The sequence below is a fragment of the Lederbergia lenta NBRC 16444 genome (genome assembly GCF_001591545.1).
GTDB lineage: Bacteria > Bacillota > Bacilli > Bacillales > Bacillaceae_C > Lederbergia > Lederbergia lenta.
Map to the genome: position 1 here is coordinate 208,008 of NZ_BCVC01000001.1, position 13,611 is coordinate 221,618.

Annotated in this window: 8 protein-coding genes; 4 read left to right on the forward strand and 4 right to left on the reverse strand. The window is 36.7% G+C overall.

What is annotated here, in order from left to right; all coding sequences use genetic code 11:
• The first annotated feature begins 3 nt into the window (after nt 1-3).
• Both BLE01S_RS00980 and BLE01S_RS00985 read left to right on the forward strand, forming a co-directional pair.
• On the forward strand, nt 4-906 hold the full coding sequence (locus BLE01S_RS00980) for a carbohydrate ABC transporter permease (RefSeq protein ID WP_066136190.1): 903 nt from the start codon (nt 4-6) through the stop codon (nt 904-906).
• A 96-nt stretch (nt 907-1,002) separates the two neighbouring features.
• Nucleotides 1,003-2,667, forward strand: coding sequence for an ABC transporter substrate-binding protein (locus BLE01S_RS00985; RefSeq protein ID WP_066136194.1), 1,665 nt, complete (start codon nt 1,003-1,005; stop codon nt 2,665-2,667).
• Nucleotides 2,668-2,757: 90 nt separating this feature from the next.
• Here BLE01S_RS00985 and BLE01S_RS00990 read toward each other — a convergent pair whose 3' ends face one another.
• From BLE01S_RS00990 to BLE01S_RS01005, 4 genes are all read right to left on the reverse strand, one after another.
• The gene (locus tag BLE01S_RS00990; RefSeq protein WP_066136204.1) at nt 2,758-4,047 is read right to left on the reverse strand and encodes a sulfatase-like hydrolase/transferase; all 1,290 of its coding nucleotides are present in this window, start codon (nt 4,045-4,047) and stop codon (nt 2,758-2,760) included.
• A gap of 45 nt (nt 4,048-4,092) precedes the next feature.
• Nucleotides 4,093-5,538, reverse strand: a complete 1,446-nt coding sequence (locus BLE01S_RS00995; protein ID WP_066136212.1) for a sulfatase family protein — start codon at nt 5,536-5,538, stop codon at nt 4,093-4,095.
• A 134-nt stretch (nt 5,539-5,672) separates the two neighbouring features.
• The gene (locus tag BLE01S_RS01000; protein WP_066136217.1) at nt 5,673-7,907 is read right to left on the reverse strand and encodes a helix-turn-helix domain-containing protein; all 2,235 of its coding nucleotides are present in this window, start codon (nt 7,905-7,907) and stop codon (nt 5,673-5,675) included.
• A 37-nt stretch (nt 7,908-7,944) separates the two neighbouring features.
• Nucleotides 7,945-8,571 (reverse strand): YesL family protein, encoded by a 627-nt coding sequence (locus BLE01S_RS01005; protein WP_066136218.1) that lies wholly within the window; start codon nt 8,569-8,571, stop codon nt 7,945-7,947.
• Between the two features lie 274 nt (nt 8,572-8,845).
• Here BLE01S_RS01005 and BLE01S_RS01010 point away from each other — a divergent pair, with 274 nt between their 5' ends.
• Entirely contained in the window at nt 8,846-10,243 is a 1,398-nt protein-coding gene (locus BLE01S_RS01010; RefSeq protein ID WP_066136223.1) for an alpha-L-fucosidase, read from the forward strand.
• Between the two features lie 46 nt (nt 10,244-10,289).
• The gene (locus BLE01S_RS01015) at nt 10,290-13,415 is read left to right on the forward strand and encodes an alpha-mannosidase (protein WP_066136228.1); all 3,126 of its coding nucleotides are present in this window, start codon (nt 10,290-10,292) and stop codon (nt 13,413-13,415) included.
• Nucleotides 13,416-13,611 lie beyond the last annotated feature (196 nt).

Genomic DNA, 13,611 nt, shown 5'->3' on the forward strand with positions numbered 1-13,611 from the left:
AAAATGGCTAAGAAAAGAAGTGTTATTCGTGAATCGAACACTGATCGTCTGTTTCTCGCTAGTATATATTTATTTTTAATCATTGTGTTAATAGTTATTCTTCTGCCTTTGTTAAATATCGTTAGTTCTTCTTTTAGTCATCCAAGTGCCGTTATTGCAGGAAAGGTATGGCTATTTCCAGTGGACTTTTCGATAGCAGGGTATAAAGCAGTTTTTAACAATCCAAATATATTAATTGGTTTCAGAAACTCACTGTTCTATACCGTTCTTGGTACACTCATCAATGTTGTGTTAACAATAATGATTGCGTACCCACTATCGCGAAAGACGGTTTATGGACGGGGCCTGATTATGGCAATCCTCGTCTTTACAATGTTGTTTGATGGAGGACTCATACCTTATTATTTAGTTGTAAAATCATTGGGATTACTGAATACACCGTGGGCAATGATTTTACCTGGCGCACTTGCTGTATTCCAGGTGATTATTGCTAGAACCTTTTTCCAAACGACGATTCCAGACGACTTATTTGAAGCAGCAGAAATGGATGGATGTACAGATTTTCGCTTTATTACAAGTGTCGTTCTGCCATTGTCTAAACCAATTCTTGCAGTAATGACTCTCATGTATGCTGTTGGGCATTGGAATGCTTATTTTCAGGCGCTAATATTCCTTAGAGACCCGAACTTATTTCCTTTACAACTAATACTTCGAGAAATTCTCGTTTTAAATACGATTGACCCTTCGATGATGTCAAATGTGGATCAAGTACTTGCTCAGTCTGGTTTAAAGGAACAACTAAAATATGCATTAATTGTTGTTGCAAGTGTGCCTGTTCTCATTATTTATCCATTTGTTCAGAAGCATTTTGCAAAAGGTGTCATGATAGGTTCTTTAAAAGGATAGGGGATAGGTTAATTTAATATTCTATTGAAAGGGGGGATTAGGATAGACTTGGAAAATTAGTTGAATAGAAAGAGAAAAATAGGGGAGGTAATATCTGTGAAAAAGACAGCAATTATATTTATTAGTATTTTAGCAATGATGATGATGCTTGTAGCTTGTAGTTCAAATGAGACAAAGGGGAATGAAACTGAAAAAAAAGGAAATAAAGAAGAGGTGGCAATAAATCCAGTTGGAGAATTACCAATTGTAGATGAAACAATGACACTTCGGATGTTTGCTCCTCAATATGCAAGCATTGAAAATATGGAAACAAACTTGTATACAAAGTGGCTTGAGGAAAAGACAAATATACACATTGATTGGGATCTTGTTCCAAATGATGCATTGAACGACCGCAAGCAGTTAATGCTTGCAAGTGGGGATTACCCAGAAGTAATTCTTCATGGAGCCTTAACACCTGAAGAGCAAATGCGTTATGGTAAACAAGGTGTATTTCTACCATTAAATGACCTAATTGAAAAATATGCGCCAAATGTAAAACAAGCAATGGAGTCACTTGAGTATTTATCACAATCCATAACTGCTCCAGATGGAAATATTTACTCGATTCCAATGGTAAATGAATGTTATCACTGTACGTATCCGAATAAATATTGGATCAATGAAAAGTGGATTAAAAATGTTGGGCTTGATATCCCGACAACTACGGATGAATTATATACCGTACTAAAAGCATTTAAAGAAAAAGATCCCAATGGAAATGGTAAAGCCGATGAAGTCCCACTAACTGGTGCGACTGAAGAAACAATGTGGGGTGGTAATTTTGCGGCCTATCTGATGAATCCATTTATCTATAATGATGCTGATACTTACCTACGAGTTCAGGATAATGCAGTTTCTTTAGCTGCTAATACGGATGAGTGGAAAGAGGGCCTTAAATATATGAATAAATTATATTCAGAAGGGCTTATAGATATGGGAGCATTTACTCAAAATGCCGATGCTGTTAACCAACTCGCAAACCGTGATTCAGATAATGTAATGGGCTCCATTACAACGGCGCTGATTAGTTATGCATTTTCAACAGATGATCAGACTCCTAGACACAAAGAATATGTAACAGTACCACCTTTAAAGGGGCCTAATGGCGTACAACAAGCAAATGTTCAGGAAAGTGTGACAAGTGGACAATTTGCATTAACAAATAAAGCTACGGAAGAACAACAAATTGCAGCAATTAGATTGGTAGACTTCCTCTTTACGGAAGAAGCAGTTCTATTACAAGAGTATGGGCCAGAAGGCCAAGGCTGGCGTAAAGCGGAAGAGGGAGAGCTTGATTATGATGGAAATCAGGCGAAATATACTCAACTACCAGTTGAGGCGGCGCAAACTCATAATAATGGCTGGGAGCAAATTGGACCATCCCTTCGTACATTCGAATATCGAGCATCATTTACTGCTCCGGAGGACCCATTAGCCGAGGGGGGATATGGGACTCGATTACATCAAGAAACAAAAAAAAATTATGAGCCTTACGGAACAACAGAGGCGTATCCTAGTAGCATATTCATCGATTTGGAAGACTCTAGTGAAGCTGCACAATTAAAAACGACTATTGGCGATTATATTGAGTCAAACCTAGCGCAATTCGTTACAGGTACACAGGATATCGATAAAGATTGGGATAAATATATCAAAGGTTTTAAAGGGCTTCAACTAGAACGGTATTTAGAAATATATCAGCAAGCATATGATCGTTAACTTGCACTCTGTAATATCTAGCGATAGGGAAAACCTCCTCATTTATTGTCCTGAGGAGGTTTTCCCTATATATTGTATTGACTATTTTTTTTAGTCAATAACATTAAGCCCTTCATACCAATGTATGAGATCATCCTTTAATTGATTCATCAACTCTGGATATTGCTCGGACAGATTCGTATGTTCCGCAGGGTCTTTCTCAAGATCAGATAAATGAATGCTATCTTCCGCTTTAGTATCAAAATCTATATTTCCATTTAATACGAGTTTCCATTTTCCTTGTCTAATAGCAAGTTGCCCATTATATTCCCAATACACTTGCGTATGTGGGCTTGATCCACCCGCGGTTAGCATTTCAACCACATCTTTACCATCGAATGAATCTTCCGAATAAACCTCTTTAGCAAATGATAGAAAAGTAGGGAAGATATCCATCATTACTCCGAGTTCTTCCGATACTTGCCCCTTCGGAATGACTGCGGGATAACTTAATATAGCAGGCTCTCGGATACCGCCATCAAATAAACTAGCTTTATGACCTCTAAATATACCAGCACTACCACCATAATAACGATCTTCCGTTCCATCAAGCCAATTGCGTACTTCTGCTGACGGACCATTATCACTTGAGAAGAAAATCACTGTATCATCGTAATTTCCGGTTTGTTTGAGTGCATCAACAATTTGACCAACACCGTCATCCATTGCGGCAATCATGGCAGCCATCACTTGACGATCCCAAGGTAGATGTGAAAAACGGGCCATATATTTTTCTGGAGCGTGCATTGGATAATGTGGAGCATTATAAGGAACATACATGAAAAACGGTTGCTCTTGATGTGCTTGCTTTTCAATAAATTGAACAGCTTTATCTGAAATTAATTCTGTTAAATATTCGCCGTTATTCCAGACTTCTTGATCATTATTCCAAAGATCATGCACCGGTGGACTTTCATAATAAAAAATATGTGAATAGTAATCAACACAACCAGCACGAAAACCGAAAAATTCGTCAAATCCATGTGCATTCGGCCCTGTTTCTAAGGAAGCACCCAAATGCCATTTACCAAACATAGCAGTGTTATATCCTAACGATTTTAATTTAGTTGCAAGTGTTTCATGGGCCGTTGATAGTCCTATAGAACCTCTTTTACCACTAAGTATTCTGTCAACACCAGTTCGTAAAGGATACTTGCCAGTTAATAAAGCAGCACGGGATGGCGAACATACTGGTGAATTTGAATACCAATTCATCAATTTTATCCCGTCATCTGCTAGCTGATCGAGGTGCGGTGTTTTTACATGTTCCGATCCGTAACAACTTAGGTCACCATACCCTAAATCATCACAATAAATGATAATGAAATTGGGCTTTTTCATAACGATAATCACCTTTCTTTTCTATTTTATACCAATGATTCATGATCAGCGCATACGTAAGTCTCTGTATTGATCTAAAACTTGATCATGATGTTTTTCCATCCATGTTGCTAATAGTTCTTGCATCGATCGAAGCGTATTTTTATATGTAACGTTTTCAACTTGATTTACGAGTTCATAGGGATCTGTTTGCAGATCGTATAATTCATCGATATCACCACAATTAAAGACGTATTTCATATTCTCATGTCTGATCATCCGTTGTGTATATAATAATTCACTAAGCCCATTACCTTCAGTGACTGCATGATCTGGCCAATCAATCACATTTTCATCGTTGATAAATGGTACGAAGGATCTTCCATCGCGCCTCGCCTCCAATTCAGGAACTCCGGCCCAATCCAGTATACTCGAGTAAATATCACAGGTTCCGACAAAACGATCTTCATATCTCATCTGATTCCTTTTATTTTGTGGTTTAATGATAAGTGGAATCCGACAAGTCTCCTCGTACATAAAGAAGTTTTTATCACATAATCCACCATGAATACCTAGAGATTCTCCGTGGTCAGCGGAAAAAATGATAATCGTATTATCATACAAGTCGTGCTCTTTTAAGTAGTTGAGTAATCTACCAATTTGGTCGTCAATTAAACTCATATTGGCATAATAATGTTTTACATATGGTTCGAACGTTTTCCATTCCGCTGAATTAGCTCTTTTGACATTATGAATAGAAGGCTTATTCGTTGAAGTATCGTAAAAATTTGGCCAAGGTTCCAAGGATTGATTGCGATATAAGTCTAAATATTTGGTGGGAGCCACATATGGTTCATGGGGACCCCAAAAGTTCAATTGGAAGAAGAAGGGCGCAGGTCTTTTTCGGAATTGATCTATATAATGAATGGCACGATCTGTTAAAAAGTATTCCACAGTTGTTTCAACAGGAGAAACAACTTCAGCTGCCCAATGTCCCTTGTAGTGGCCAGTGATTTTATTTTCCAACTTGACCTCAAGTCCTCTTTCAATTAAATATTCCGCATATTGTGGATAATTATGTCCGCCAGCCCCATGTCCCGGGAAATTATCACCTTCATATCCGACAGCAGTTGGAGAGGATTTGGAGCTGGATCTATCGTTATCATCACCAGAACCGAGATGCCATTTACCTGTATAGCCAATACTGTAATTTTGTTTCTTAAGCCTAGCACTTAATAAATCTTGGGTATTGGGTAATTCATCATATCTACACCCCGGTTCAGAGGTATTATTCCTCATTTCATGATTGTGAGGGTATAATCCTGTTTGCAGTGAAGCACGGGCCGGTGTACAAACAGGACAACTAGCATAAGCATTATTAAAAACAATGCTTTCTTCGATTAAACTGTCAATATTTGGAGTCTGACATATTTCTCCTCCATAAGCTTTTAAGGTATCGACACGTTGTTGGTCCGTTAAAATAAAAAGTATATTAGGCTGTTTATTAGACATAATTATCTCCTTAGAATAAGTTGTGTTAATTTCAAGTTGATCAAGTGCTTTGAAAAATTAAATGGCGCTTCAAAAGGATAGAAAGCTAAATAGAAATGGATAAGCCATCGATTAATTGGTGGCTTATTCATTTATTAGGACAGCTTACTGTGTTTGGCGTGTATATTTCGATACTCGCTAGGTGTTAGTCCCACTGAATTTTTAAATTTTCTGGTGAAATTTGGAGCATCGATATAGCCAACATCAGAAATTATCTGCTTAATAGGAGAGTTGGTCTCAGTTAATTGCTTTTTCACTTCGGTGAGTCTTAATTCCCAGACATATTGTGAGAATGTTTTTTGCGTTTCATCTTTAATAAACCTACTTAAATAGGATGCAGATAAATTAAAATTTTGAGCCATATTTTCAAGGCTTAGCGTATAGTCTTGGAAATGATCATGGATGTATTTCAAGATATCAAATTGTAATTGACTTTTTTGATTTTCCTTCTTTTTGGAGATTTCTATACAAATTTCTTTTACTAATTCGATTAAGTCAATTTCAAATTGTCTGATAGATGTTACATCTAGTTGATAACTAGCCTTCTTTAAATTAATGGAAATGCCAGTTTCACTTGCAGTTTTGATAATTGTGTTAATAATGTCGTATTGCATATGTTTAATCAGGTGAATAGGTGCATTTCTTTCACTTAGCCATGTTGTGAGTAATTTGACAGCTTCAGTAGCAATTTCGACATTCCCTTGTTTGCAACTTTGGGTTAATTTAAGTAAATCTGTTTTTGGTAGCCACATTGTTTCTTGCTGTTCTTTAATCTCGTCAAATAGTATGACACCGCTAATTTGATTCGATATACCATGCTCAAAAGCGGCAGATGCTTCAATAAATGAGCGATTAATAAACTCTTTCCCTTTATATGTTTTGCCAACGCCTATGCAGAGGTTCTTGTCATTAGCCATCAGTAGCTGCATAAATTGTGATAAGAACTTTTGATTCTCCCCCTTTTTAGAAACGTTACCATTAATGATATAGGCAACAACTTTTTCATTTATTAACTCTACACTATACAACTTTGCATTCCGCAATAATTGACTAGATGCTAATTCCAATTCCCTCATATCAATATCGCTTAATTGTTCTTTGGAAAAAGAGGTAACGAACACAAAGGAATAATTTCCTGTAAAAGTTAGGTTTAGAGACTGGAATAATTCTTTCGATTGATTAACGGCTTTCATATGACCCTGGAGAAGGGTGATTAAGCATTGATCACGAACTAATGGTTCTTGTTTTTCAAACTTATTGTTTAAATCTTCGTGTTGCGCATATAGATTCTCGATAATGATCCGCATATTATCTAATTCATTTTTGTTGCTGACTGGATAGGAAGTGTCTTTACGTTTCACGGTATCTAGCATTTTCTCGATAGGATGATATTGTCTGAGTGCAATATATATTGTAAGAAATGTAGCAACAATAGCTATAAATAATAAAATGAGCAGCATGAATGTTTTGAATTCGGACACTTTGCTAAAAAATTGCTTTGTAGGCAAGGCAGTTACATAGGACCACTGGCTTGTTTCAGATTTAACTTTTAAAACGGAATAATTTACTTTATTGATATTTAATTCACTAATCGTACCGTTTTTGTCTAGAATGCTTTTTACATCAGCAACTTTCAATTTTTCACTTTCATTGGAATAGGTGGCTATGACTTTGTTTTCTTGATCAAAAATAAGTACTATGCCCTCATAACTGCCTAAAATATTATTAATCATATTTTTAAAAAAGGTATCTTCTAACTTCATAAAGACAACCCCAAATGAACTGACTGGTCCAGGTGGAAGCGGGTAGAGAAAGGTTGGATTATTATTATCGAATATATTAACGGAAGTGGAAATACCTGGAATGTTTATATCCCTCAAATTATTCATAAAAACATCTTTTTCTGCTATTTGCACATTAGATTGATACTCTAAAAAAGTATTAACTGACATATGACCATTAGTGGAAAAAATTTCATTTTGCTTAAAATAATATAAGTATAGATCATCAATAATGGCGCTGTTTTCTTTGTACTTTTTAAGTTCATCAATTGCTTCGGGTCGAAATTGATTCAAGCTAACTCGATAAGGTGATAATTTAGGATCATAGGAAATGAGAGCGCCAATGTTATTTAACTCTTTCATCCGATCATCCACGATATTTTTAATATTCTTTAGGTTATTTATGTGAGATATTTCTATCTCTTCTCTTAAACTATTAACTGAATTAAAATAAAAGATCAGCGAAATTATCGAGAAAGGAACAATGAATATTAACATGTATGAAATTATATAAGATAGTTGCAATCTGGAAGTTGGTCTTTTTTTCATGCGGAATTCTTCTCCTTGTTACATATTCTCTCAAAAACTATTGAATTTTCTTTTTTGCCAATTTATTAAATGACATTAAACTAAACCACATGATCGGGAGAGACAAGATGGAAGCTCCCATAAAAAAATATACAACAGGAATTTTAATGAAAATAATGTAAGCGCATAATATCCAAAGAAAAATTGAAATAGTATATAAAGGCTGAGATAGCGCAAGCAAAAATGATTGTTTTATATATTGTAAGGGCTTTAAATTATAGTGTGAAAAAACTGGGAAGAGATATAAACAAGTCATAAAAAATAGAAAACTAAGTATTAGCAAAAATATATGTAACGGAGCAAATTTTAAGAATTCCTGAGAAATTTTAATGTCTAGATAAAGAAAACCACCTATCAATAGCATCACTAACCCTATAAGATTGGAACTTTTCCAAGAGCTTTTATAAGTTTTGTAAAAAAAAGGCAAGATAGAGATATCCTCTTCCTTCATAAGCCATTTTCTAACAACAGAAAAAACTGCTGATGTAGCGGGCATAATGCCCAAAATACCTAACCCTAAAATAGTGAAGATTACCCAAAGAAGATGTACATACATAACTCTGAAAATCCATTCTGAAACTCCAAAAAATAGCCCAGCAAATCCTCTTGTATTAATCACATTCATCACCAATTTTCCTAAGAAGTGTTTTTTATTTATGTCTTCTACATGTTAGGGAAGATAAAAAAAAATGTCAAGTCAGTCTTCACTCTATTGGTGGCGTATATAGGCACTATGACTATGTAATATTTTACATACGTATGTAGTTCATGTCTTTTAGAAAAAGATGTGAGAGAAAGGGTTTTCAACACGAGAGAATTTTACATGTTTACAAAGCAATGATAGTAACCCTAAAATTACTGTGAGAAAGTTCTTATATTAAGTTAATGGAGGAATCTTAATGCCAGAAAATAATATCGAAGCAACAGAAGTGAAAGAAGAAAAAGTAGAAGTAGAGAATGGAGTACATCACTTTAGCAATGAAAAAGGTTGGGTAAAACCCGAAGAACCCGAACTTCTAGAGCAAATAGAATGGTTTAAAGATCAAAAACTTGGCTTTATGATGCACTGGGGGCCTTATTCGCAATTAGGATTAGTAGAGTCTTGGGCATTGAGTGATCACGATGCTGAGTGGTCAAGGGAAGATGTTGACTGGGAGTCTGATCCAGAGGTTTTTAAAAAGCAGTACTTCGATTTGAATAAAAGCTTTAATCCGGTCCGTTTTCAGCCGGATGAATGGGCAGAATTGGCAAAAGAGGGCGGCTTTAAATACTTTTTATTTACTACAAAACATCATGATGGTTTTTGCATGTGGGATACAAAGACGACAGATTATAAAATAACTGATCCGAGTTCCCCTTTTCATACGCACAAATATGCTGATATTGTAAAGCATGCATTTAATGCTTTTCGTGCAAAAGGTTTACCAGTTGCCGCCTATTTCTCAAAAGCGGATTGGCACACACCTACATATTGGAAACCTGGTATGGAGCGAGGAACAGAGATGTGGCGTGGCCCATCTTATGATCCAATAGAACACCCAGATCTATGGGAAGAGTTTGTGCAATTTACTCATGAGCAAATGTTAGAATTATTAACAGAATACGGCAGGGTTGAAGTGCTTTGGCTTGATGCTGGCTGGGTCTCACCAAGAAGTAAGCAAGATATCCGTCTAGGTGAGTTAGTTGACAAGGCACGCGAAAAACAGCCATGGTTACTTTCAGCTGATCGTCTAATTGGTGGACCTTATGAAAATATTATTACACCTGAGCAAGCCGTTCCGGAAAATCCGATGGATGTTCCGTGGGAAAGTTGTATCACGATGGGATCTGCATTCTCGTTCCGCTATGAGGATGATTATAAACCTACCCGTGAACTTATCCAATTATTAATAGAAGTAATCTCCAAGGGTGGAAACTTAGCTTTAAATGTCGCTGCACAGCCAGATGGTCGATTACCTCGTGGTGCAGTTACTAGAATGAAAGAAATGGGTGCTTGGTTGAAAGTATATGGAGAAGCCGTATATGGAACAAGAATGTGTGCGCCATACTATAAAGAGAACATCGCCTTCACACGAAAAAATGAAATCGTTTACTGCTTCTATATGTATGAAAACGAAGATTCTCCTCTTAAACAGGAAATCTTTATTCCATACACAGACCAAGTGAATAGTGTTGATATTGTCGGAGGATCTGAAAATATTAAATATACTTCATCGAATGAGGGCATATTCATTGAACTTCCTGAAACAGAATTTGGAGAACATGCTCCAATTGCACATGTATTTCGATTCAATTGAGATATATAAACAGTTTCTTAAAAACATATAAAGGAAGTTATTAACATTGCGAAGAATTAATCGATTTATTCAATATTTAAGTGGACATCAAAGATTAGAAACCTTAAATATTAGTTCGTGGGCAGCTAGACGAGCTCAATATAAGGAACCAAGTAAATATATCTATGAAGAGTCCGAAAGTGAAATGATTCATGTCGGAGATCAGTTAATTACTACAGGGGTAACGATGTTTTTAGAACAGTCTGTTACTGTTCCAGCTGAATGGGATGATTATCCCGTTGGAGTAGAATTTAGAGTTGGACAACCCGAGGTGAGTACGCATCATGAAGGCCTTTTATCAATAGATGGTGTCCCATATCATGGGATTGATAGAAATCGCAGTTATATCCCATTTCCGAAAAATAGAAATGGAAAATATGCCTATGATTTGAAAATCGAGCTGTTCAATCCGGCTGCTCAGCCACTAGATACATTGAATCACCAGAATGAACCAGCAGAATATAATCCTGCTCCACTTATCCTTCTACAAAGTGATTTAATTTGTGTCAACGCTGCGGTCGAGAGTTTACTATATACGGTTAAGGTTTATTTTGAAACAGCTCGAACAATGTCAGTTGGCGATTTAAAGCAATCGATAATTGTAAAGGCTTTAAAGGAGACTTCTGAGCTTGTCTTAAATGAAAGTGAACAGAAGCTAAAAGATCAAGCTTGGGTAAAGTCAATTGAAACAAGGTTATTGAACAAATTAGCAGAGTTAAATGGATATTCTCATGGGAAAATTCATATGGTAGGCCAATCACATATTGATTTAGCTTGGCTATGGCCATTAAAGGAAGCAGTTCGGAAATGTAGTCGGACCTTTTCCACGATGAGTACTTTATTAGATCAATTTCCAGCATTCGGATATGCGCAAAGTCAGCCGCAAGCGTATGCGTTTATAAAAGAACATTATCCGGATATTTATGAGAGGGTGAAAGCACATATTGCTTCTGGAAAATGGGAAGTGGTTGGCGGAATGTGGGTGGAACCTGATCTGAATATACCATCTGGGGAATCGCTTGTACGGCAACTTGTTTATGGAATGAAGTTTTATCAAGAAGAGTTCGGAGTGAAACCGCGAATTGAGTGGCTTCCAGATACATTTGGTTATTGTGCATCTTTACCACAGCTGCTTCGTAAAGCAGGCATTGATTATTTTATGACAACTAAAATGAATTGGAATGATACAAATGCTTTTCCCTATGATCTTTTTAATTGGATTGGCATTGATGGAACGAGCGTTATATCTTATGTTAATCACGGAGTGAATGAATATACACATCCGAAGGAAATCCAAGATCATTGGGATAGCTATAAACAAAAATCAGTCCATCCAGAGCAAATGCTCCTGTATGGACATGGTGATGGCGGTGGTGGTGTAACGAAAGAGATGCTTGAATATGTAGAGCGCTCAGATGATCTACCTGGATTACCAAGCTGCGTCTATAGTACCGCACATGAATTTTTTGATGGAGTTCAAAAGGCAGATCCAACATTGCCTACCTGGCAAGGAGACATGTATCTTGAACTTCATCGTGGGACTTATACAACTCATGCACGAAATAAACGCTGGAATCGCAAGGCCGAAGTGTTATATCGCGATGCTGAAATTTGGTCAAGTTTTGCTTCTTTGTATGGGGCTTCAGGAAACACTAGAAATATGGAAGCTGGATGGAAACTATTATTATTGAACCAATTCCACGATATCATCCCTGGTACATCGATTCCGGATGTATATGTGAAGTCAGAGTCGGATTATCAAGAAATATTTAAGATTGGTAGCGGTGAGAAGGAAAACGTGCTTCACTCACTTGAAAGCCAAATAAACACTGCCGGCGATGGTGTACCCGTTCTATTATTTAATAGTTTGTCTTGGGAAAGATCAGAGACAATCATAATTAAAGGTGGGCCTGAACTATTGGAAGTAAGAGCCTACGATGAGGATGGTACTTTATTAACTAGTGATATACAGAGACTTGAAGAGGAAGAACTAGAATTGTCTGTATATATACCAAGTATTCCAGAGATGGGCTATTGCACAATTTGGTTAAAAGCAGATCATGTAAAAAAAGAAATAGAAACGAATGAATTTAATGGTCATTGGGAAACGGATTTTTACCAAGTGGAGTGGAATGCTAGCGGAGAAATATCGCGTTTATATGATAAAAAAGCAAAGCGCGAAGTGGTTAAATCCGGAGAAACAGCCAATCAATTGCAACTTTTCCATGATCGGCCTTTGTATTGGGATGCTTGGGATATCGATTCGAAATTTGCAGAGCAACAGGCAGATCAAGTGAAATTATTATCTGTATCTGTGATTCAGAAGGGGAAGACCAAAGACATTTTGCGTTTTAAATGGTCTATATCACAATCTATGCTAGAACAGGATATCGTCTTTTATCACCATACACGGAGAATTGACTTTGAAACAAAAGTGGAGTGGAAAGAAGCACATAAATTATTAAAAGTAGCCTTTCCTGTGGATGTATTGACTAATAGGGCTGCATTTGAAATTCCATTTGGGACTGTGGAAAGAGCGACACATACAAATACGAGTTGGGAGCAAGCTCAATTTGAAGTGTGTGGACATCGTTTCGCCGACCTTTCGGAAACAAATTATGGGGTTAGCTTATTAAATGATTGTAAATATGGATATGACGTAAAAGATAATGTTTTAAGACTATCATTACTACGCGCCCCTAAATGGCCAGACCCGGGTGCGGACCAAGGCTTTCACGAATTCACATATTCTATTTATCCACACGAGGGAAATTGGCAGGAAGCGAATATAGTAAGACGAGGCTATGAACTGAATCACCCAATCAGTGTATTAACGACGACTAATCACGAAGGTGTATTACCTAGTCAACATAGTTTTGTGAAAATCAGAGGGAAACACGGAGTATTAGATACAGTTAAGCCCTCAGAAGACAAGCGTGGATTAGTACTTAGATTTTATGAATCTGGTGGTGGTAGAGAGCAAATAAATATGCAAATAGCAGGTTCATTAAATTCGGCAGAGGAAACAAACTTATTAGAAGAGCATATATCTACGCTTGCAGTAGAAGATGGAGAATTAGTTATCGACCTTCAACCATTTGAAGTAAAAACAATCCGTTTAAATAATGACTGAGTCAAAATCAATAAAGCCTCGTCGGAATTGCGTCCAGATTTAATTCAGCCGGGTTTGCACACCCACTGAATTAGGTAAATTGCATTTATCCCAGCACTTATAGAAGTGTGGGACTTCTACTGAATGAAGTTAACATACCAATTCGACATGTTTGCGTGTTGAGTTGGTTTTTTAAAATAAATCGAAATGAGTGTGA

What these genes read in the sequence shown, in the direction of transcription:
- BLE01S_RS00980 (WP_066136190.1), top strand. Translation starts at nt 4, where the DNA reads ATGGCTAAGAAAAGAAGTGTTATTCGTGAATCGAACACTGATCGTCTG.
- BLE01S_RS00990 (WP_066136204.1), bottom strand. Translation starts at nt 4,047, where the DNA reads ATGAAAAAGCCCAATTTCATTATCATTTATTGTGATGATTTAGGGTAT.
- BLE01S_RS00995 (WP_066136212.1), bottom strand. Translation starts at nt 5,538, where the DNA reads ATGTCTAATAAACAGCCTAATATACTTTTTATTTTAACGGACCAACAA.
- BLE01S_RS01000 (WP_066136217.1), bottom strand. Translation starts at nt 7,907, where the DNA reads ATGAAAAAAAGACCAACTTCCAGATTGCAACTATCTTATATAATTTCA.
- BLE01S_RS01005 (WP_066136218.1), bottom strand. Translation starts at nt 8,571, where the DNA reads ATGAATGTGATTAATACAAGAGGATTTGCTGGGCTATTTTTTGGAGTT.
- BLE01S_RS01010 (WP_066136223.1), top strand. Translation starts at nt 8,846, where the DNA reads ATGCCAGAAAATAATATCGAAGCAACAGAAGTGAAAGAAGAAAAAGTA.